The organism is Aliarcobacter vitoriensis (genome assembly GCF_003316695.1).
Taxonomy (GTDB): Bacteria; Campylobacterota; Campylobacteria; order Campylobacterales; family Arcobacteraceae; genus Aliarcobacter; species Aliarcobacter vitoriensis.
In genome coordinates this window covers 76,927-98,635 of sequence record NZ_PDKB01000001.1, presented here as the reverse complement: position 1 = coordinate 98,635, position 21,709 = coordinate 76,927, and the positions used below count along the sequence as shown (strand labels likewise).

19 protein-coding genes are annotated in these 21,709 nt (G+C 26.6%); 7 read left to right on the top strand and 12 right to left on the bottom strand.

The window, feature by feature from the left end; translation table 11 throughout:
* Positions 1 to 44: 44 nt before the first annotated feature.
* A complete protein-coding gene (locus CRU91_RS00460) occupies positions 45 to 1,625 on the bottom strand; it encodes a helicase-related protein (RefSeq protein WP_113892305.1) in 1,581 nt (526 codons plus the stop codon).
* Between the two features lie 86 nt (positions 1,626 to 1,711).
* Between CRU91_RS00460 and trmA the strand changes: the two genes are divergently transcribed.
* The 3 genes from trmA to CRU91_RS00445 all read left to right on the top strand — a co-directional run bounded on the left by trmA (position 1,712) and on the right by CRU91_RS00445 (position 4,995).
* Positions 1,712 to 2,836, top strand: coding sequence for a tRNA (uridine(54)-C5)-methyltransferase TrmA (gene trmA / locus CRU91_RS00455; RefSeq protein WP_113892498.1), 1,125 nt, complete (start codon positions 1,712 to 1,714; stop codon positions 2,834 to 2,836).
* Between the two features lie 187 nt (positions 2,837 to 3,023).
* Positions 3,024 to 3,929, top strand: coding sequence for a flagellin (locus CRU91_RS00450; protein ID WP_113892303.1), 906 nt, complete (start codon positions 3,024 to 3,026; stop codon positions 3,927 to 3,929).
* A 160-nt stretch (positions 3,930 to 4,089) separates the two neighbouring features.
* A complete protein-coding gene (locus CRU91_RS00445; protein ID WP_113892301.1) occupies positions 4,090 to 4,995 on the top strand; it encodes a flagellin in 906 nt (301 codons plus the stop codon).
* A gap of 28 nt (positions 4,996 to 5,023) precedes the next feature.
* On the opposite strand, the gene CRU91_RS00440 is transcribed toward CRU91_RS00445, so the two are convergent.
* The 11 genes from CRU91_RS00440 to CRU91_RS00390 are packed head-to-tail and all read right to left on the bottom strand — an operon-like array spanning position 5,024 to position 16,719.
* Positions 5,024 to 7,060 (bottom strand): motility associated factor glycosyltransferase family protein, encoded by a 2,037-nt coding sequence (locus tag CRU91_RS00440; RefSeq protein ID WP_113892299.1) that lies wholly within the window; start codon positions 7,058 to 7,060, stop codon positions 5,024 to 5,026.
* Positions 7,061 to 7,094: 34 nt separating this feature from the next.
* Positions 7,095 to 7,865, bottom strand: coding sequence for an oxidoreductase (locus CRU91_RS00435; RefSeq protein WP_113892297.1), 771 nt, complete (start codon positions 7,863 to 7,865; stop codon positions 7,095 to 7,097).
* Complete coding sequence (locus CRU91_RS00430) at positions 7,852 to 8,562, bottom strand: acylneuraminate cytidylyltransferase family protein (RefSeq protein ID WP_113892295.1); 711 nt, start codon at positions 8,560 to 8,562, stop codon at positions 7,852 to 7,854. Before CRU91_RS00430 ends, CRU91_RS00435 begins: the two co-directional genes overlap by 14 nt.
* Positions 8,559 to 9,464: a Gfo/Idh/MocA family protein gene (locus tag CRU91_RS00425; RefSeq protein WP_113892292.1), complete on the bottom strand. Its 906-nt coding sequence runs from the start codon at positions 9,462 to 9,464 to the stop codon at positions 8,559 to 8,561. The genes CRU91_RS00430 and CRU91_RS00425 overlap by 4 nt, the downstream gene beginning before the upstream one ends.
* Positions 9,465 to 9,485: 21 nt before the next feature.
* Positions 9,486 to 10,589 carry an N-acetyl sugar amidotransferase gene (locus CRU91_RS00420; protein WP_113892290.1) on the bottom strand — a complete coding sequence of 368 codons (1,104 nt, stop codon included), beginning with the start codon at positions 10,587 to 10,589 and terminating at the stop codon, positions 9,486 to 9,488.
* A gap of 26 nt (positions 10,590 to 10,615) precedes the next feature.
* Positions 10,616 to 11,668, bottom strand: coding sequence for a nucleotidyltransferase family protein (locus CRU91_RS00415; protein ID WP_113892288.1), 1,053 nt, complete (start codon positions 11,666 to 11,668; stop codon positions 10,616 to 10,618).
* A 1-nt stretch (position 11,669) separates the two neighbouring features.
* Entirely contained in the window at positions 11,670 to 12,824 is a 1,155-nt protein-coding gene (neuC, locus tag CRU91_RS00410; protein ID WP_113892286.1) for a UDP-N-acetylglucosamine 2-epimerase, read from the bottom strand.
* Positions 12,821 to 13,819 (bottom strand): N-acetylneuraminate synthase, encoded by a 999-nt coding sequence (gene neuB / locus CRU91_RS00405; protein WP_113892284.1) that lies wholly within the window; start codon positions 13,817 to 13,819, stop codon positions 12,821 to 12,823. The genes neuC and neuB overlap by 4 nt, the downstream gene beginning before the upstream one ends.
* Positions 13,816 to 14,391: an acetyltransferase gene (locus CRU91_RS00400; RefSeq protein WP_113892282.1), complete on the bottom strand. Its 576-nt coding sequence runs from the start codon at positions 14,389 to 14,391 to the stop codon at positions 13,816 to 13,818. The genes neuB and CRU91_RS00400 overlap by 4 nt, the downstream gene beginning before the upstream one ends.
* On the bottom strand, positions 14,391 to 15,527 hold the full coding sequence (locus tag CRU91_RS00395; RefSeq protein ID WP_113892280.1) for a LegC family aminotransferase: 1,137 nt from the start codon (positions 15,525 to 15,527) through the stop codon (positions 14,391 to 14,393). Before CRU91_RS00395 ends, CRU91_RS00400 begins: the two co-directional genes overlap by 1 nt.
* 1 nt (position 15,528) lies before the next feature.
* Positions 15,529 to 16,719, bottom strand: coding sequence for a UDP-N-acetylglucosamine 4,6-dehydratase (locus CRU91_RS00390; RefSeq protein ID WP_113892496.1), 1,191 nt, complete (start codon positions 16,717 to 16,719; stop codon positions 15,529 to 15,531).
* A gap of 119 nt (positions 16,720 to 16,838) precedes the next feature.
* Between CRU91_RS00390 and CRU91_RS00385 the strand changes: the two genes are divergently transcribed.
* The 4 genes from CRU91_RS00385 to CRU91_RS00370 are packed head-to-tail and all read left to right on the top strand — an operon-like array spanning position 16,839 to position 21,708.
* Positions 16,839 to 18,716 (top strand): 6-hydroxymethylpterin diphosphokinase MptE-like protein, encoded by a 1,878-nt coding sequence (locus CRU91_RS00385; RefSeq protein ID WP_113892278.1) that lies wholly within the window; start codon positions 16,839 to 16,841, stop codon positions 18,714 to 18,716.
* Entirely contained in the window at positions 18,716 to 19,741 is a 1,026-nt protein-coding gene (locus CRU91_RS00380) for a hypothetical protein (RefSeq protein WP_113892276.1), read from the top strand. The genes CRU91_RS00385 and CRU91_RS00380 overlap by 1 nt, the downstream gene beginning before the upstream one ends.
* Complete coding sequence (locus tag CRU91_RS00375) at positions 19,738 to 20,751, top strand: TDP-N-acetylfucosamine:lipid II N-acetylfucosaminyltransferase (protein ID WP_113892274.1); 1,014 nt, start codon at positions 19,738 to 19,740, stop codon at positions 20,749 to 20,751. Before CRU91_RS00380 ends, CRU91_RS00375 begins: the two co-directional genes overlap by 4 nt.
* 42 nt (positions 20,752 to 20,793) lie before the next feature.
* The gene (locus CRU91_RS00370) at positions 20,794 to 21,708 is read left to right on the top strand and encodes a glycoside hydrolase family protein (protein ID WP_113892272.1); all 915 of its coding nucleotides are present in this window, start codon (positions 20,794 to 20,796) and stop codon (positions 21,706 to 21,708) included.
* The last annotated feature ends 1 nt before the right edge of the window (position 21,709 follow it).

The window sequence follows — 21,709 nt, the reverse complement described above, 5'->3', positions numbered from 1 at the left end:
TATTTTCACATACTTAAAAGTCTTTTATTCTAACTAAAAAACTATTAAAACCTTTTTTTATTACTTTTTTGATTTCTATCTCTTATTTTCTCTGATGTTCTATCTTGTTTTTTTGTTCTTTCAGTTTTGAACTTTGGTTTATCTTCAAATCTTTTTTCATCTATTAAAACACCTTTTAATGACTTTTCAATAAAGCTATTAAAATAGTTCCTTAGAATATATGCTTTTTCATTGTCTGGGAAAAGTTCTGGAAATTTATATGAAAGCCAAAGATAAAGAGATATTTTTTTAACTTCATCTTCCACTAAAAGTAAATCTTTTTGAGTTATAGCTTTTTTAGGTAGCGTAATAGAAGGTTTATAATGATTAACCTTTTTTTTGATGATTGTTGCAATATAACTATCAAATGCTTGTAAAATAATAGTAGATTTTGTAGTAATAGGAGCTTGAGCTAAAAGATATTTTTCTTCTAAACTAAGGTTTATCTTTGTATCAATTATTTTTGAAGCTTCTAGCATTGAAGAGATATTTGAAGCTATAAAAGGACCTTGAAAGACCATATTTTCAGCAAAAAATTTCAATATTTTTGTCAAAGATTTTGTTTCTATATGGCTTGACAAAGCTTCTAATTGATTGTTGTTTATTTTTACTTTAAAAGGTGGTTTTATAGTTTTGATTGGACTTTCAAACTCTTTTGAAATATAACTCAAAACATCTCTTCTAGTTGCTCCTAAATATCCAGCTTCAAAAAGCCCAAATCTTCCAGCACGACCTGCTATTTGCACTATCTCATTTACACTTATTTTTCTTTTACTAACTCCGTCAAATTTTGTATCAGTTGTAAATAAAATTGTTTTAATTGGAAGATTTAATCCCATACTTATAGCATCTGTTGCTATTAAAATTTGGCTTTTTTTCTCTCTAAATCTTCTTGCTTCATCTCGCCTTACTTCTGGAGACAAATTCCCATATATAACTGAAACAGAGTATTTTTTTTGAAGTTTTTGTTTGAGTTTTAAAACATCACTTCTTGAAAAAGCTATCAAAGCTGTTCCATCTTCAAGCTTATCTAAACTCGTAAATTTATCCAATACTACTAAAGGAGTTTTTCTTTTATGTCTTATAACTTGTAAATCTTCACTCAAATATGAAGCTATTTTTTTTACAGCTTCAAGAGCATTTACACTTCCAGTCATAATCACTTTTTTTGCTGGAACTCCTATGATTGCATTTACCCAAGCCCAACCTCTATCGTTATCTTCAAGCATTTGAACTTCATCAATAACTGCAATATCAATATCTAAATCAAAATCTATCATTTCAATCGTAGAACAAATATGAGAAGCATCTTCATTTAAAATTTGCTCTTCTCCTGTAACCAAAGAAGCATCAATATTTGACTCTTTTAAATCTTCATATCCTTCTAGTGCCAAAAGCCGTAAAGGTGCTAGATATAATCCACTATTTGCTTTTTTTAAATCTTGCATAGCATTGTATGTTTTTCCACTATTAGTTGGTCCTACATAAAATTCTAGTTTTCTATTTAAACTTCGTGCTAGAGGATAAAGTGTTTTTAAATCACAATTTAATAAATTTTGTAGTTGTTCTTGCCAATTATCTTTCATATCTCATCTTTTTAAAAATTGAAAGATTATATCTACTTTTACCAATATTTTCTTATAATGCAACTTTTAATAAAGGATTAGATTTTATGAATTGCAACTATTTTAGTACTTGTGCTTCCTGTACACTGTATGACAAAACTTATGATGAACAACTAAATTATAAAATTCAAAGAGAAAAAACACGATTTGAAAACTTTACAAATATAGAGTTTGACATAATCAAAAGTAGTGAGAAAAACTTTAGAAATCGTGCCGAATTTAGAATTTGGTGGGAAAAAGATGAAAAAAACGATAAAGATATTTTATTTTATGCTATGAATGATTTTAATAAAGAAATCTTACAAGTAGATGAATGTCAAATGGTAAGTTCTACTATTTCAAATCTTATGCCAAAGATTTTAAATGAACTTCAAAGTGATATGATTTTATCTTTTAGACTTTTTGCTATCGAGTTTTTGAGTAGTTCTACAAACGATATTCTTGTATCTTTGATTTATCACAAAAAATTGGAGCAAGATTGGGCTGATTTGGCAAAAAAAATCGAAACAAAACTAAATATAAAAATAATCGGAAGAAGTAGAAAACAAAAAATAGTTTTAAGTGATGATTTTATAAATGAAACTTTAAATATAGAAAATAAAGATTTTTTCTTTGCCTATGAAGAAAATGGCTTCACTCAACCAAATACAGCTGTAAATGTGCAGATGATTGAGTGGGTTTTACAAAATACTTCAACTTCACAAAAAGATTTATGTGAACTATATTGTGGTGGTGGAAATTTTACTATTCCCCTTTCAACAAAATTTAGAAAAGTTTTAGCAACTGAAATATCAAAAACTTCTATAAAATCAGCCCTCAGAAACTGCAATTTAAATGATATAACAAATATAGAATTTATAAGAATGAGTGCAGAAGATTTTGTACAAGCTTTAAATAAAGTTAGAGATTTTAATCGACTTAAAAATATAGATTTAAATAGTTATAATTTTGAAACTATTTTTATGGATCCTCCAAGAAGTGGATTAGATGATACAACTAGAAATTTAGCTAAAAACTTTGAAAATATCATATATATTTCGTGTAACCCAGAAACTTTACATAGAGATTTAGAAGAATTAACAAAAACACACAAAATAGTGAAATTCGCCCTATTTGACCAATTTGCATTTACAGAGCATATAGAAAGTGGAGTTCTTTTGAAAAAGTTATAATATTTAATCTAAATTTAAGAAAAGTTATATAATAATTCTTTTATAAATTTTAGGGTTGAATTTAATCCGAAGAGTGGAAAGAAATTTCAAACTCTATGCTTGGATCTTTTTTAAGAGACAAGAAGGTTTTAGGCTGAGGATATTTTAAATATTCGCAAACTATTTTATAAACTCAAAAGGACACACAATGAGAATTAATACAAACATATCTTCTCTAGGAGCACAAGAGGCTTCACAAAATACAAATAACAATATCAAAAATTCTTTAGAAAAACTTTCTACTGGTTTAAAAATCAATAAAGCTTCTGATGATGCTTCTGGTCTTGCTATTGCAGATAAACTTAGAACTCAAGTAACTTCAATTAATCAAGGTATCTCAAATGGTAACTCTGCTGTTGCTTTACTTCAAATTGCTGATAAATCTATGGCTGAACAATCTAAAATTTTAGATACTATTAAATCTAAATTAATTCAAGCTAATACTGATACTACTTCATCTGTTGGTAGAGTTGCTATTGCAAAAGATGTTAATAAACTACTTGATCAATTAAATAACATTGCAAAACAAACTAACTATAATGGTACTGCCCTTTTACAAGCTGGTATGGGAAGTGCATCAGCTGATACTGCTAGTTCTGCTGGTTTAACATTCCAAATTGGAGAAAGTAATACAGATATAATTAGTACAAAATCTATTCAAGCAAATGTTTCTGGATATGCATTAACTAGTTTAAAAACAGATGCATCTGCTGGTGCTAATGCTACAATTTCTAGTGATGGTAAAACAGTAACTACTGGTGGATTTACAAGAACAATGGCATCTGCTGCTCAATCTGCTGTAGATAATGCTATTACAAAATTAAATAGCTATAGAGGAGATATCGGTTCTACTCAAAATCAAGTTGAAAGTGCGGTTAGAAACCTTATGACTCAATCTACAAATATCAAAGCAGCTGAGTCTATTATCAGAGATGTTGATTATGCTGAAGAGAGTGCAAACTTCAATAAATTGAATATCATCTCTCAAGCTGGATCGTATGCGATCAGCCAGTCAAATGCTACTCAACAAAACGTTCTTAGACTACTTCAATAGTTAAGTAATTTTCATTTCTCTTTTATTAAAAAGTGGGGGATTTTCTCCACTTTTATTTATTTTCATCTTCATTTAATCTAATTTTATGAATTAGTTTGTAATAATTACCTAATTTAAGTTTTATTCACATAGTGATTAAATCCAAACTAAGGAAATATTTATGAAAATAAACACAAATGTATCTTCATTAACAGCACAGGAAGCGTCTACAAATACAAATAGAAGTATATCTAGTTCTTTAGAAAAACTTTCTACTGGTTTAAAAATCAACAAAGCTAGCGATGATGCCTCTGGTCTTGCTATTGCTGATAAACTTAGAACTCAAGTTACATCTTTAAATCAAGGTATTGCAAATGGTAACTCTGCTGTTGCTTTACTTCAAATTGCTGATAAATCTATGGCTGAACAATCTAAAATTCTTGATACAGTAAAAGCAAAACTAATTCAAGCTAATACTGATACTACTTCTTCTATTGGTAGAGTTGCTATTGCAAAAGATGTTAATAAACTACTTGATCAATTAAATAATATTGCAAAACAAACTAACTATAATGGTACTGCCCTTCTACAAGCTGGTATGGGAAGTGCATCAGCTGATATTGCGAGCTCTGCTGGTTTAACATTCCAAGTTGGGGAAAGTAATACAGATATAATTTCTACAAAATCTATTCAGGCAAATATTGATGGATATTCATTAAATAGTTTAAAAACAGATGCATCTGCTGGTGCTAATGCTACAATTTCTAGTGATGGTAAAACAGTAACTACTAATGGATTTACAAGAACAATGGCTAGTGCTTATATGAGTAATGTGGATAGTGCTATTACAAGATTGAATAGTTATAGAGGAGATATTGGTTCTACTCAAAATCAAGTTGAAAGTGCGGTTAGAAACCTTATGACTCAAGCTACAAATATAAAAAATGCTGAATCAATTATTAGAGATGTTGATTATGCTGAAGAGAGTGCAAACTTCAATAAATTGAATATCATCTCTCAAGCTGGATCGTATGCTATTAGCCAATCAAATGCAGTATCTCAAAATGTATTAAGGCTTTTACAATAAAACTGGGTTATTTCCAGTTTTATTATCGTTATAAAATTCTCTTTAAGCAAAATACATAATCATTTACTAAGTTTTTTATTTGTTTAACAAAAATATCTCTTATTTTTTTTACTTTCTTTTCTTCATTTTTTACTTTAATATCATTAAAATGATAGAATAAATATGGAATTACTATCTGAAATTTGCCAACTATTATTTGGAAAAAACTTTTATATGAGCTATTATCAATTATTAAAGTAAGCTCTATTATATCTTTAAAAAGAAAAGAAAAATTTTTATAATCTCTTTTTGTAATCTCTTTTAATTGTTTTAAAATTTTATCTTCTAAAAAATTTATCTCATCTTTTATTTCTTGTTTTGATTCTTCTGATAACTCTTTGATAGAGTATTTTTTTAGAAGAGATAAAATGTTAATGTCATTAAAATTTATATCTTTAAAATCTTGAGTATTTATTTTCTCTTTTTTTATTGGAATTGTATTTTCAAAATATGCACCATGATATGATAGATTATACACATTTACATCTTTTTCTTTTTTAAATAATTTATCATTTGTAGCTTGTATTGATGAAAAGAATAATGGAGTTGTAAATACAAAGTCACTATGATTTCCTTTTGTTTGTATTAAACTATCTACTTGGCTAAAAGTATCCCTGCTTTGCTCTTCGTCTAAATTTAAACTAGAAGTAACCGAATCAGATCCTTTTGAATGACTCTCTCCTGTTTCTTGGTTTAATGCTAAATCTAATCCTATAAGATAAATATTTTTAGCATTAAGATGAAGAAGTATGTCTAAGGTAACTTCTCCTATACTGTATCCACTAAAATATATATTATCTTTATTAATAGATTTATATAACTCAAATAAAAATAAAACTTCTTGATTAAATTTCTTTAATACATTTTCATGAGTCATATTTCCAGATAAAATAATAGTATTTTCGTTTATCTTAGAAACACTTTCATCATCAAACTGCATAGTAGCTAAAAAATGTGATTCATCCAAAGATGTAATCATATCTATACGAATATTATTTAACAATATTTTTTTATATGCCGCACCAATAGTTACTATAAAAAATTTATTTTGATTTTCTTTAATCCACTCTATATTTTCATCCAAAGACGGACCTGCTGCCAAATATAATATTGGAATATTTTCAAAAGTATTAAAATCATTCTTTATATTATTAAAAAGTAAATTTTTATAACCACCTTTTAAATATTTAGTAGCTCTATTCAAATGAACATACATCCTTCTATTATAATCATAAGTTGTAGGATCTAGTGTAGCGAGAGTTCTTAAAATAGTATCTATATACTCAGCTACATTTATATTTGTTGTTGAAAATTTTAATATATAGTTTTCAAGGTTTCCTATATTTAAAAATTTTAGTATTTTTTGTTCCAATTTCTCAACATCATCCATAATTGAAAAAATAACACCATCATTTTGTGCTAATATTGTATAATCTACGGTAAAAAGAGAGAGTCTAAATATTTCTAAATTTCTTTCTAATACTAAATATATTTTTGCATCTATTTTTTGTGCAATCCTAGGGATATGCCTTCCTAAAAGTGTTCCCATGAATATAAACTTTTTTATATCTTTAAACCTTCTTTTTCTATTTGTTAAGAAATCCTTTGTAATCTTTGAATATTCCCAAGTATCATTAAAAGTCATAGCGGATATCAGCTCTGAATTTTCAAACTCAAATCTATCTTTTCTGTCAACTTCTTCTTGAAACTCATATAAAAAATGCTTTGAAACATTTAAAATAGAACTTTTTTCATCAAAATCTATTTTTCTAACTAGTTCATTATTATATCTTTTTGGAGAATTATTATATAAATATTTATCATTTATAATATCGTAAATATCAAAATCTCCATCTTGCATATTAAATTCTAATGCATATCTCTCTTTATAATTACCATTTTCAATCATTCTCGATAGTTCATCTACTCTATGATAAAGCTCATTATCGTACTCACTCAAGAATACTAAATTTGCTAAAAATGTAGTTGTAAGTGCATTTTGTAATTCTATTTGTGCTTCTTCCATTTTTATCCTTTTTTGTATAAATAATTATTAATGTTTATAAACTAAACCCATCATCAACTAAAATATTTTGTCCATTTACATATTTACTCATATCACTAAGTAGATAAACCAATGTTCCTTTTAAATCACTATTATTAAGCATTCCTTTATTTAAACATTTTTCTTTATATTTTTCTAAAAAAGCTTCTGGTTGATGATCAAAGATACCACCAGGGCTTAAAGCATTAACTTTTATATTCATACCTTTAAAATATTTTGCCATATATTTTGTAAGATGAATAAGTCCTGATTTTATAGCTGCATATTCAACTGGCATTGTCATAGCAGTGTTATCATATACTTCAAACTTTGGAGCAACTACACCATAAATAGAACTAATATTTATAATATTGCCATATTTTTGTTTTTTAAAATACTCAGCAAATTGTTGAGAAGTGGTAAAATATCCACCAAGATTTAAACCTAAATTTTGAATAAAATCTTCATATTCAACTTCAAAAAAATGTCTTCCATAGTTTTTATTTCTTGGATAAGCATTATTTACTAAAGCATCTATTCTTTTATATTTATTATCCAAATATCCTATACATTCAGTTAAAGAATTTTTTGAAGTAATATCAAGTTTTATAAAATCTATATTTTGGGTATTTAACTCTTCTGATAAGTTTTTTTTTACTTTTTTACCTAATTCTTCATTTATATCAGCTATTACTGCTATTCCAGCATTATCAACAACAGCTTTTACAAACTCTTTTCCTATAAGACCTGCTCCACCAGTTATTACTACAATTTTATCTTTGAGCATTATTTATTTCCTTCATCAAAAACTCGACAAATTTAAAGTCAAGTTCATTGTCTATATCTATAGATCTTTCTTCTGGCATCACATATAACCCTGTTTTTTCTAAGAAAATAGAATTTTCATTTAATATAATATCTCTTTTCCATATATATATTGAAGCATTCATATCATAAGATTTTGGGGCATCTTGTCTTCTTATAACTGCATTATCAAGTTTTTTTGATAGATAAACTTTACCATCTTTATCTTGTTCAACTAGATTAAAATATGGGCTTCTTCTACTTGGCATTGCTGTTATTAGATTATCATTGTTATCGTCTATAAATTGATTAAAAGCGTCTATTATATCTTGCGTTAGTCTAAGAGGTGCAGTTGCATCTAAATCTATCAAATAATCAAAAGCTTTATTATAATACTCTTCACTCCTTTTAAAAGCATCTTTTATAACATCAAGTTTACCTGCTGTATCACTTGCCATTTCATCATTTCTTTTGAAAAATACCTCTGCTCCATATTCTTTTGCTGTATTTGCTATATCATCACTATCTGTACTTATAACTATATGTTCAAAAAGGCCTGAACCTTTTGCTTGTTCAATTGTATAAGCAATCAGTGGTTTACCATTTAACTCTTTGATGTTTTTATTTTTAACACCTTTGGAACCACCTCTTGCACAAATTGTACATAAGACATTACTCATCTGTTTTGCTCCTGTATAGTTGATATAGTATACATAACTTCTAATGCTTCTTTAAAAGTACATACGCTTTTTTGTTGATTAAAAATATCTAAATGCATCTTTTCAAACATATAATTTCTTTCTAAATTTGAATAACTATATATTTCTTCAATTCCAGCCTTATTTTTTTTAATTAGTTTATTTGATATAAAATCTAATTCATAACTATTCTCAAAAGTCTCAACTAATAATTTTCTATGAGTAATTTTACTTATATAGTCTATTGAGATATTAACAAAAATATTTTTATCAGTTTTTCCTATTAGCATAGTTAAATCATCAGAATCTATCTCTAAATCTGAAATTTTCACTTGATAACTTTTTATTTCATTTATATTTCCACAAATCCACTGTACATAATCAATCTCATGACTTAAATCTAATAATACTCCACCGCCTTGCTCTTTTTTTGCACTATAACAATCTCTATAGTCTGAATTTGGTCTCCACGATGGTAGATATTGTCCACATTTAGCATTTACTAAAATAATATTTTCATTTTTTATAGATTCTATTAATTTTTCTATTAAGGGATGAAATCTAAGAACATATCCAATAAATACTTTATTATTTTTTATTTCCAAACCTTGTTTTGATTCAAATAAAGGCTTTTCACAAAAAATCAATTTGTCTTTTACATTTTTTTCTAAAAATTCTAACTGTTCAAAATGTTTATTCGTTTCGGATGCTATCACAAAATAGTCATATTGATTTATATTTTTTATAATTTCTAAATTCTCATAGCAAATGTATTCAATATTTTGTTTAGTAACTAAATCTATTTGCTGAATTTGAGAAAATTTAGATAAAACTTCATAATGCCTTTTTCCAATAGAACCAAAACCTATAAGTAAAACTTTCAATTATTTAGACTCACTTTAAAATTAACTATTTCTTAAAACCCAAGTACCATTACTTTTTTTAGTAAAAAGTTCTGGATTATATTGATTATCTATAATTTTCCAAAATTCTTTTTCACTATATCCAAAGAATTGACAAAATTCTCTTACACTTCTTGGATCTAAATCATGGTCATGTTTTTTTACAAGTTTTATAGCTTCATCTCTAGTTAGCATTCCATATCTTACCATTCTTGCACTATAATCTGTTGCTGAAGCATGTCCAAATTTTGGGTATTTCATCCAAGAGTGAACTAAATATGCAGGAGTATCTACTTGGTCAAATTGTTCTACATGGTGTGTTCTAGTCCATTCATGAGTTAAATCATGGAATCCATATTTTTTTGCGATTTCATAGTTATCAAAACTACTCCATTCTAAGAAATAACTAAGATAAATTGGATCTAGTTTATCTATATCATTTTGATGTGGTGGCTCAAAGAAGTTTAAATTTTTTTCTTCAATACCAATATCTAAAAGTTCTTTTGTAGGTATTCCACTTCCTACACCATTATTTATTTGATCTTTTGAGGAATATGTTTCAATAGCACCCACTCCACCATACTCATAAGCTACATTTTCACCATAAACTAAAAGTGGTGTATTAAATTTAATAGCCATATGTAAAGGATAAGTATAAATATATCTATCTACAAAATATGTAGGTTTACCATATTTCTCAAATGTATATTTTCCAATCTTTTTTTGAGCTTGAATATTTGGTTTCATAGATATTAGATCACAACCAAAAGCTTCAGATATATTTTTTAAATTATGTACTCCTGCATTTGTCATAGAAAAATTATCTTCAACTGAAACAAGAAGTGGATTCATACCCATTTTTTCTTTCATAATATATACTTGGAAATGACTATCTTTACCTCCTGATACAGCTATCATACAATCATAACCATTTGGTCCATTCATACCTCTATATTTATTACAAAGTATTTCTAATTCCTGCCACCTTTTTTCATAATCTACATTTTTTCTATTTTCATATGATTGACAAGCGGCACAAATACCATTTTCATCAAAAGTAATACCTGGTCTTGTATCAGGCATAACACATCTAGTACAATATCTCATATTTAATTCTCCTTGTTATATATTAATTAAAGTTCAAAGATTTCACTATATTCTTTATTAGCTTTTTCATATTCTTCAATTCTTCCAATATCAAGCCAGTATTCCCTGAGTGGAAATGATAACGTATTTTCATTCAAACGTATAATTGTCTCAAACAATGTTGGCATATCATAAAACTGATTTTGTGGTATATAATCCAAAACTTTAGGTGAAAGTATATATATACCTGCACTCACAAAAAACTTATGAATAGGTTTTTCTTCAATAGATACTATTTTGCTATCTTTTATATTTACAACTCCATAAGGTACTTGAAAATCATATTCTCGAACACACATTGTTCCAATAGAATTTGTTGCAATATGATAGTTATGTAAATGTTCAAAATTTACATTTGTAAGTAGATCTCCATTCATAACAAAAAAAGGCTCTATTGGTTTCTGCGTTAGTAAACTCAAAGCTCCTGCAGTTCCCATTCTTTGATCTTCTAAAACATACTCTATTTTTACTCCAAAATCACTTCCATCTCCAAAATAATCTTGAATAATATGAGATTTATAGTTTACACACATTATAATATTTGTATATCCATACTCTGCAAATTTTTCTACAATAGTTTGAAGTATTGGTTTATTTCCTACTTTTAACATAGGTTTTGGAGTGGTTTCTGTAAGAGGTCGAAGTCTTGTTCCAAGTCCTCCTACCATTAAAACTACTTTATTAGTCTTATTTTTTGGTTTTATAAGTTCATCTATTTCTTTAATGCCTACCAATCTATTATTTTCATCTATGATTGGAATTTGATGAAGTTTTTTACTCAAAGCAAGTTTTAAAATATCTTCTTTTGTATCACTTATTGTTGCAATAGTAGGTTTTTTAAAAATAATATCTTCAATAGAACTATTTAAATCAAAACCTTTTAAAAGACCTCTTCTTATATCTCCATCAGTTAAAGTTCCTATTAATTTATCATCTTTATCTACAACCAAAGCTATTTGCATAGAACCTTTATCAATTATTTCTAAAGCTTCTTTTATTGTTGAATTTTCTCTTAATTTTATGTTTTCTATATTTTTCATATTAATCTCTTAAATCATAAAAAGATTTTTTTAGTATATGATTCAAATTTACATTTTTAATCACTTCTATTATCTTTTTACTTGAACATCCATCACCATATGGATTTATTGTATCTTTTAGTCCTTCCTGAAACTCTTTTGAATAAAGTTTTTTAACTGCTTCTAAAATAGAGTTTTTATTTGGTTCACAATCAACAATGCTAGAAGCTTTTATCCTTCCTTTTTGTCTATCTCCAATATTTATTGTACCTATTTTAAAACTTGGTGCTTCTGCTAATCCACTAGAACTATTTCCAAGCACAGCATCTACATATTGTAAAGCACTTAAATATCTTAATTGTCCCAAAGAAGTAAAACAAACTGATTTATGAGAGTTGTTAGATACATATTTATCAATCATTTGGTTTATTATTCTTCCATCTGTATCACTATTTGCTTTTGTAAAAATTATATTTGTATCTTCTAATTCATCAATTGCATTTAATAATTCAGAAAATTGTTCTTTTGCTGTACTATTTTCTAAAGTTACAGGATGAAAGGTAACTAAGATATTTTTTTTATTTAATTGAAAATCAATAGATTTCTCAAATTCATCTTTACACAAGAGTTCTAATCTTTTTATATTTTCTATCCCCATTCCACCTACATTAAAAACTCTAGAAGGATTTTCTCCAAGTTGAATAACTCTATTTTTATACTCTTGTGTTGCTACAAAGTGCAAGTGGCTCATCTTTGTTATACTATGTCTTATAGACTCATCAAAAGCACCTTCTGTTGTCTCTCCACCATGTAAATGAGCTATTGGTATTCTTGAAATCATAGCAGCACTTGTTGCACTAAATATCTCATATCTATCGCCTAAAACCACTACAATATCTGGCTTTAGTTCATCATAAGCCTCTGCAAAAGATATTTGAGCTAAACCCATAGATTTTGAAACACCAACTGAAGTATCAGAAGATAAAAGCATCTCTATTTTTTTATCTATTTTGAATTCTTTTTCTATTTCTTTATAAGTTAATCCAAACTCTGGGCTTAAATGCATACCTGTAACTATAAGTTGAAGTTCTAAATCTTTATCGGCTTCAATTTCTTTCACTAGCCAATAAAGTAATCCATATTCAGCTCTTGTTCCTGTTACTACACAAATTTTCATATCAATTCATCTTCTTTATAATCTTTAGTTGCAACCGTTCCTAATATTTCATCCCATCGCATAGGATTTATGCCATTCCCTGGTCTTTTTATTGCAAGATTATTTTCACTTAAAATTTCACCTTTTTTTATATCTGTTTTTGCAACTATTGATTTTCTAGCTATTGGTTTGTTTTTTGTTTCACTTGCACTTGGTTTTTTTACACTATTTCCTAAAGCCTTTTCTATATTTCGTATAGCTTTTACCATGGCTTTTAGTTCATCTGGTTCTAAAGAAGCTTTATGGTCTGGTCCTTCCATAGTTTTATCTAAAGTAAAATGTTTTTCAATAACAGTTGCTCCCAAAGCAACAGCTGCTGTTGGAACTTCTATTCCTAAAGTATGGTCACTATATCCAAAAGGAACATCAAAAGTATTTCCAATAGTAAACATAGCTTTTAGATTTACATCTTCCATAGGTGTCGGATATTCTGTATTTGCATGTAAAACTATGATGTTTTCTTTTTTTGTTCCTGAATTTATCAAAATATCCATAGCATCTTCTATTTCTCCAATATCTGCCATACCAGTTGAAAGTATAACTTTTTTATTTAGCTTTCCAAGATGTCTTAAATATGGTAGATTTGTTATCTCACCACTTGGTATCTTAAATATTTCAAGTCCTAAATCACTCAAAAGGTCTATGCTATCATGATCAAATGGAGTTGACAAAAACATAATATTTTTATTTTTGCAGTAAGATATAAGTTCTTTATGAGTATTTACATCAAGTTCAAGCTTCTTTATCATCTCAAATTGTGATTCTTCTTTATCCGTTGTTTGTTTTTGATAGTCAGCTTTTTGTGCATTTTTAGATACAAGATTTTCAGACTTAAAAGTTTGAAACTTTACTGCATCTACACCACTATCAACTGCAACATCTATTAATTTTTTAGCAAGTTCAATTGAACCATTATGATTTACTCCAGCTTCTGCTATTATAAATACTTTTTTCATTTTACTAAACTCCCTGCTTTTATAAAGCTATATATTATAGCTTCTTGTTTTGATGTAGCATTACTTCCAAAAAATGTATTCTCTTTTACAATAACTCCACCATTTATTACACTTGCAGTTGAAATATGACAATTATCTTCTACTATACAATCATGTTCTATTAAAGCTTTTGTGTTTATTATACAGTTTTTACCTATTTTTGAATTTGCATTTACAAGTACATTATGCATAATAACTGTTCCTTCATCTATTTTAGAATATTTTGAGACATAAGCAAGTGGAGAAATAATGGTTGGTAAATTAAAACCTATATTTTTAAGCTTTTCAAAAAGTTTTACTCTTAAACTATTCGATTTTATATGTCCTATTGTAATAATAGCATTTTCACAATTTTTAAAAAGCTTTTCCAAATCATCATCACAAGCAATTATTTCATAATCTAATACTTTTTTTCCAATATTCTCTTTTATATCAACTATTCCTATAATTTCGTATTTGTTCTCTTGTTCAATAACATCAATAACACTATGACAATGCCCACCACCACCAACAAGAACAATTTTTTCTTTCATTACAAAATCACCGAACTAGGAATATTTACAACTCTTTCTTCAAGATATTTCGCATTTTTCAAATCATCTTTTTGGCAATTTTTGTACATTTCAAGTTCATTCATAAGTTTCCAAATAGGTCTTGTCATAACTTTATTTTTATTTGAAAACTCTAAAAATTCATCTCTTTGCTTAACATCATCAAAAATTATAGCTTGTAACCAATAGTTTGAGTTTGAATTTTGAGGTTCTTCTACAAATTTTACATTTTTAGTTTCAAAAAAATCTTTATAAATAGTTGCTAACTCTCTTTTATTTGCTAAAAATTTATCTAAATTTTCCATTTGAGCTACCAAAAGTGCAGCATTTAAGTTTGGAAGCCGATAGTTATATGCTGTTTCGTCGTGTACATACTCATATGGATGAGGAATTTTTGCTGTTGTTGTGATATGCTTTGCTCTTTTAGCCAAACCTTCATCATCAGTTACGATAACTCCACCACCACCACTTGTGATTATCTTATTTCCATTAAAACTAAATGCCCCAATTTTTCCAAAAGTTCCAGTATGTTTATCTTTATAAAACGAGCCTAAACTTTCAGCTGCATCTTCAACTAAAGTAATTTTCCACCTATCACAAATATTTTTTATCTCATCTATTTTGCACGGATGTCCAAAAGTATGCATAGGAACACAAGCTTTTATTTGTCTTTTTGTAATTTTATTTATACAAATATTCTCTATTATCTCACAATTTGTTTCTAAAAAGTTTTTTAGTGATTTTGGACTAAGTCCTAAAGTATCTAAATCCACATCAACAAATACAGGTTTTGCACCAATATAGCTTATAGCATTGCAAGTTGCGATAAAAGTAAGAGGTTGAGTGATAACTTCATCATCTCTTTGAACATTTGACAATATCAAAGATATATGAAGTGCTGCTGTACCATTTACAGTTGCTATTGCATATTTAGCTCCAACATATGATGCAAAATCTTTTTCAAATCTATCTACATATTTTCCTACACTTGATACAAATGTACTATCTATGCACTCATTTAAATATTTTTTCTCATTTCCAATAAATCGTGGTTCATGAAGAGGTATAAACTCTTCAGTTTTAAAAGTTTGTTTTATAAAATCTATTATATTTTTCATATTACATCTTTGAATCTAAATATTTTCCAGTCTCTTTATGTCCAAAATCTGGTATTAGTTTAAAAAACTCTTTTACAATATCATCTTTGCTCCATTGTAAATTTTGTTTATAAGTTTTGATTATATTTTCAAACTCATTTAAAAGCTTTTCATCATAAATGGCTTCATTTTTAATAATACCTAGATTTTCAAATTTTTCCATATCTAAAACTTCTTTATGGGTAAAAAATTCTTCAAAATCTTTTTCGCCTGTTGTATCACTTGATGTAAATAAGCAAGGATATTTTCCTTCTTGTGGTAAAGTTTTTGCTAATTCTCTAGCTTCATCTTCATCTTTACATAAATATGGCTCATATCCAAGATTTTTTAAATATCTTACAGCTATTTCGCAAAATGTTATAAGATGTAAATTTTCACTTAGTTTTGGGAAAAAAATATCTCTATTTTCACCAAATATACAAGACATAAGACAAAGTTCACCACTTTCTTGTGGAGTTACAAAATATCTTTTTATATCATTTGGAGCAACTATTGGTTGAGATTTTTTTATTCTTTGATCAAATCCATGAAGAAGTGAACCATCAGAAAAAGCAACATTTGCAAATCTTGCCATAGAAACATCTATTTGTTTTGAATGTCTGTTCACAAACATTTCCATGATTCTTTTACTTGCCCCCATCATATTCACTGGGTTTGCAGCTTTATCTGTACTTACACAAAAATATTTTTTAACCCCATTTTCTATTGATTGTTGAAGAGTTTTATCAGTATTAAAAATATTTGTTTCAATCATTCTCATAAGAGTAAATGGATCCTTTTCACTCCTTACATGTTTAAGTGCAGATAGATTTAAAACATAATCATACTTTCCATCAGCTTTTATAAAAGCATCATATTCGCTACTTCCTATATCAAGTGCAAAAGTTTGAAAATCCCCATCTATATATCCAAAACTACTTCTAATATCTCTAACTAGCTCTACCATATTATTTTCACTAATATCTACTACATGAAGTTTTTTAGGGTTTCTTTTAAATATCTCTTTAGTTACGGCTTGTCCTATTGAACCAGCTCCTCCAATAACTAAAAAAGTTGAATTTGATACTATTTTTGAGAGTTCTTTTTCATGATTGTTTATATCTTCATAGAAAAGTTCTTTTGTTCTGCCGATTAGTTTCAATATATTAAGTATTTGCAAATATACTCTCCTACAATAGATTAATCATTTTTTATATTGTATTGTAACACATACTTTATTTATAATATATACAAATATTGCTAAAATCTTACACAAAAACTTGAAAGAAAAAAATGGATAAACAAAAACAGCTAGAAGGGTTAAAACAGACTTTAAGTCAAATATATCTTAAAAATATAGATTTTTTAAAGAAGTATCATATAAATATTTATGAAAAAATAGTTTTTTTTGAGAAACAAAATATCCAAAATTACTCTTTAGAGTTTATAAATGATGAGTTTAAACTATTAGTTTTAAAAACAAAACAAAATTTATATAAAAAAGAGCCTTTTAGCGACTCTTTAGATAGAGTAAATAACTTTTCACTTTCAAATGCTTTTACTCTTATAAAAATGGAAGAATTAAAAAAGAAAAATCATTATGAAGGTGAGATAAATAGTTATATATATTTAAATGAATATATAAAAAAGTTTGAAAATATAGAGATAAAAATCAATAAATTTATATTTATAGGAACTTTACTTGGAGTCCATCTAAATGATTTTCATAATAGTTTAAATGCAAAAAGTTATTTAATAATCGAGCCAAATATTGAAATTTTTAGATTATCGTTATTTTTGTGTGATTATGAATCTTTAAGTAAAAATTCAAAACTTTTTTTTGCTATAAGCGAAGATAGTTTCAGTTTAGAAAATATCACAAAAAAGTTCTTAGAAGATAAATATGAATTAAATCATCTAATTCATTTTGAATTATCAGGTGAAAATTACTCTTTCTTAGTAAAAGAGTTACAAAATATTTTTATTCATAGTTCTCAAATGCGTTATCCTTTTAGTGATTTCATAATTAGCCTAAAAAGAGGATATAACTACTTTTTTGAAAAGAAAAAAAGTATTATAAATCTATCACAAAATCAAAATTTATTTGAAAATAAAAGAGTTCTTTTTTTAGGGGCTGGAGTATCTTTGGCAAAAAATCTAGAGTGGGTCTATCTAAATCAAGAGAAATTTGTAATAGTAGCTTCAAGTGCTGTTTTAAAACACCTTAGAATTTTAGAGATTATTCCAGATATTATTCTAGCTGTTGATGGTCAAAAAGAGCCAATGATTGAGCAATTTAATGTAGATGAGGAAATGTATAAAAACTCTATAGTTTTAGCTTCAATAAAGTTAGATTATAAACTTTTTGAAAAATTAAAAGATACAAAAATATTTTTTATGCAAAATGCTTTAGAGCTATTTTCAAACTATGGATTTTTAAGTGGTGTGACAGTTGGAGATATCGGAATTGATATATTAGCTAGACTTGGAGTAAAAGAGATTTATCTTTTGGGAATTGATGCAGCTGTTGATAGTAAAAATGGAAAAACTCATATTGGAACTCATAAATCAAGTAAAAAACTAAATCTAAATGAAAAAGATAGTGGAGATTTTAGAGACGATATAGTTTATGTAAAAGGAAATCTTGAAGAAATAGTACCTACTTTTAGAGAATATTTAGAGATGATAGAGAGTGCTGAAGATATTATATTTAGACATAAAGAGTATTTAAAGGTTTATAATCTAGGTTCTGGAGCATATTTTAAAGGCTGCATTCCTTTAAAAGTAGAAGAACTAAAAGTTAACTTAGAAAAGATAGATAAAGAAAATTTTAAAAGAAAATTTTTACAAGATATTGAAAAATCAAGTAAAAAAATTTTAGAAGAGATTGATACAAAAGAGATAATAAAAGAAAAGAATATACTAAAAAGACTAAATAGTATAAAAATAGGAAACTTTCATCAAGAGTTTAAAATAGTTTTTGAGAAATATCCAAATTCTATGATTTGTAATATTTTAGATAGATTTTTTAAACTTATTTTACCATATGAAAATATTTTAAAAAATCAAGACATTGCAAATAAAATTTTACAAAAACAGATTTATGAAGTTTTGAATGCTTTTAATTGGATTTTCGATAAAATGGATACTAAGTTTATAGAAGGAAAATAATGGCTAGCCCTATACAAATTGGTAAAACTTATGGTGTAGTTCATAATAAAGATTATTTTTCATTTTTTGGTTTTGCAAAAAAAATAGGAAATAGTGAAACACAAAAAATAGATGTTTATTTAGATGATAAACCAATAGATACAATTATAGCAAATGAGTCTATAGAAAAAATAGATGATATGTATGATGTAGAAAATCAAGCTTTTAATTACAATTTACCATCAAAATATATAGGTCAAAAATCTACAATATCTTTTAAAAATCATGATACACAAGATGAACTTTTAAACTCTCCTTATACTTTGATAGATAAAAATCATGAAAAATTTAATGAAGCAAAATTTATGCATAGTTTAAATGAGACAATAAGTGAAGAGCTAAAAAGTATGTACAAGCCAAATAGTATAGGATTTTTAGCAACAAAGGAGAATTTGGAAGATGAGGAGTTTGTAGAATACATAAATCAAATTATGAATGATTTTCCTGAGTATGATTTTAAAGCTTTATATTTTGATAAAAATTCAATTAAAGAGATAAAAGAGAAGTTTAAAAATAGTAATTTAGAATTACTTGAGTTAAAAGATATAAAAGATATTTTTGAGAATTTAGAAGTGTATTTAAGTAATTATGAAAAAACATTTAAAGATATATTTGAAATGCCTATTATGAATCTTTTAAGATATAAATCAAATGATATTTTAATATTAACTTTAGGGCTTAGTAGAGATGAAAATCTTACTTTGCGAGAATTTGAAAACCAAAACAAAACATACTTTCAAAAACTAATAGATAATCTTGAATATCTTGGTTTCAATAAAGATGATATAAATAAATATGGAAATAGTTTTAATGCAATAAGTTTTAAATCAGCTAGTCAAAAATATAGTATAGATATAGATTTTAATTTAGATGAATCTACTAGAATAGCTTATATTTATTATCATTTAAAATTAGGTCATAAAAATCATAATTATTTTAAAGAAGTTATAAATAGAGTAAAAAAATCTATAGAAGTACAAAAATGAGTGAACACAAAATACTACATGTGATGATTCTTGATAAATTTTTAGCTCCATTTATAGATTTTGTAGATGAGCATTTTGGAAGAGAGAATCACCACTATGTGTTTATTACAAGTGAAAAATATGATTACAGATTAACTCCTGAGCATAAAGTCGAATTTTTACATACAGATGATGATATATTTATAACTTTGTTAGAATATATGAAAATGGCAAAAAAGATAATTCTTCATGGTCTTTGGAGAGATAAAGTTAATGTACTTTTATATTTTAATCAAGAATTATTAAAAAAATGTTACTGGATTACATGGGGAGGGGATTTTTACTTTCCTGAAACAAAAAGTAAAATACAGCATCAAATTATAAAAAATATAGGAAATTATATTACTGGTGTTGTGGGAGATAGCCTTTATATAAAAAAATATTACAAAGCTAAAGGTTATAATATACATTGTTATGCTTATCCGAGTAATTTATATAAAAATTACAATATAGAAATAAAAAAACATAATACTATAAATATACAATTAGGGAATTCAGCAGATCCTACAAATAATCATTATGAAGTATTAAAGAAACTTCTACCATTTAAAAATGAAAACATAAAGATATTTGCTCCACTATCCTATGGGGATAAAAAATATGCTAATCAAATAATAATGAAAGGTCAAAATCTTTTTAAAGATAAATTTATTCCTCTTACAGAATTTATGTTAATTGAAGAATATCATAAGTTTTTAAACAGCATAGATATAGCTATATTTGCCCACAATAGGCAACAAGCAATAGGAAATATAATTACTCTTTTAGGTTTAGGTAAGAAAGTTTATATAAAAAATGATATTACATCTTGGGAACATTTCAAAAATATTAATGTACAAGTTTTTGATATAGCAAGTATTAACCTTGAAATTTTAGATGAACAAGTAATATACAATAATATACAAAAAATTAAGGAATATTATTCAGAATCTAATTTAAAAGCACAACTTGAAATAATTTTTAAAATTTAAAAATTATTTTAATATAAAATCCAAAGAAAAAAGGAAACTTACATGAATTGGGAAAAGCTAGGATTAATTATTAAACCAGATGAAAGTATTTGGTGGTTATCTCACTATGGAGGACCTACTTTTGTTGATATTTATAATGATGAAATTAAATTATATTTTGTTGGTAGAGATAAAAATGGTATTTCTAGAATAGGATATGCCATTTTAGATAAATCAGATTTAAGAAAAGTGTTACATATTTCAAAGGATCCAGTATTTGATATTGGAAAAATAGGATATTTTGATGAAAACGGAGTTTCATATCCTTGGATTGTAAGAAATGGAAATGAGCTATTACTATACTATGTCGGATGGACTCAAGGTGGTATAGGTGGTTTCTGGACTCATATTGGATTAGCTAAATATAATATTGAAATAAAAAAATTTGAAAGATTATTAAATGTACCTATAATCGATAGAATAAACACTGAACCAATTTGTAGTGGATCTTGTTGTGTAATAAAAGAAGGTAAACTTTGGAAAATGTGGTATACCTCTTTTGATAGATGGGAAGAAAATGACAAACCTTTACACTATTACCATATTAAGTATGCTACATCCCTAGATGGAATAAATTGGAAGAGAGAAGGGATTATTGCTATCGATTTTAATGATGAAAAAGAATATACTATTGCAAAGCCAATGGTCATTTATGAAAATGGTATTTATAAAATGTGGTATTCATATAGAGGAAAATATTATAAAATTGGTTATGCAGAATCATATGATGGTCTAGAATGGTCTAGAATGGATAAAAAAGTAGGAATTAATGTATCTAGTAAAGGCTGGGATAGTGAAATGATAGAATATGGGTACGTATTTGATTATGATAATAAACGATATATGATGTATAACGGCAATGGTTTCGGAAAAAGTGGAATAGGTTTAGCAGTAATGACGAATAAAGTTGAGGAATAAA

Excerpts from the sequence above, each read along its gene's own strand:
- neuB (WP_113892284.1), bottom strand. The coding sequence starts at position 13,819 with ATGAAAAAAGTATTTATAATAGCAGAAGCTGGAGTAAATCATAATGGT.
- CRU91_RS00460 (WP_113892305.1), bottom strand. The coding sequence starts at position 1,625 with ATGAAAGATAATTGGCAAGAACAACTACAAAATTTATTAAATTGTGAT.
- CRU91_RS00445 (WP_113892301.1), top strand. The coding sequence starts at position 4,090 with ATGAAAATAAACACAAATGTATCTTCATTAACAGCACAGGAAGCGTCT.
- CRU91_RS00450 (WP_113892303.1), top strand. The coding sequence starts at position 3,024 with ATGAGAATTAATACAAACATATCTTCTCTAGGAGCACAAGAGGCTTCA.
- CRU91_RS00370 (WP_113892272.1), top strand. The coding sequence starts at position 20,794 with ATGAATTGGGAAAAGCTAGGATTAATTATTAAACCAGATGAAAGTATT.
- neuC (WP_113892286.1), bottom strand. The coding sequence starts at position 12,824 with ATGAAAATTTGTGTAGTAACAGGAACAAGAGCTGAATATGGATTACTT.
- CRU91_RS00440 (WP_113892299.1), bottom strand. The coding sequence starts at position 7,060 with ATGGAAGAAGCACAAATAGAATTACAAAATGCACTTACAACTACATTT.
- CRU91_RS00435 (WP_113892297.1), bottom strand. The coding sequence starts at position 7,865 with ATGCTCAAAGATAAAATTGTAGTAATAACTGGTGGAGCAGGTCTTATA.
- CRU91_RS00375 (WP_113892274.1), top strand. The coding sequence starts at position 19,738 with ATGAGTGAACACAAAATACTACATGTGATGATTCTTGATAAATTTTTA.
- CRU91_RS00415 (WP_113892288.1), bottom strand. The coding sequence starts at position 11,668 with ATGAAAAATATAGAAAACATAAAATTAAGAGAAAATTCAACAATAAAA.
- CRU91_RS00380 (WP_113892276.1), top strand. The coding sequence starts at position 18,716 with ATGGCTAGCCCTATACAAATTGGTAAAACTTATGGTGTAGTTCATAAT.
- CRU91_RS00420 (WP_113892290.1), bottom strand. The coding sequence starts at position 10,589 with ATGAGATATTGTACTAGATGTGTTATGCCTGATACAAGACCAGGTATT.
- CRU91_RS00395 (WP_113892280.1), bottom strand. The coding sequence starts at position 15,527 with ATGAAAAATATAATAGATTTTATAAAACAAACTTTTAAAACTGAAGAG.
- CRU91_RS00385 (WP_113892278.1), top strand. The coding sequence starts at position 16,839 with ATGGATAAACAAAAACAGCTAGAAGGGTTAAAACAGACTTTAAGTCAA.
- trmA (WP_113892498.1), top strand. The coding sequence starts at position 1,712 with ATGAATTGCAACTATTTTAGTACTTGTGCTTCCTGTACACTGTATGAC.
- CRU91_RS00400 (WP_113892282.1), bottom strand. The coding sequence starts at position 14,391 with ATGAAAGAAAAAATTGTTCTTGTTGGTGGTGGTGGGCATTGTCATAGT.
- CRU91_RS00430 (WP_113892295.1), bottom strand. The coding sequence starts at position 8,562 with ATGAGTAATGTCTTATGTACAATTTGTGCAAGAGGTGGTTCCAAAGGT.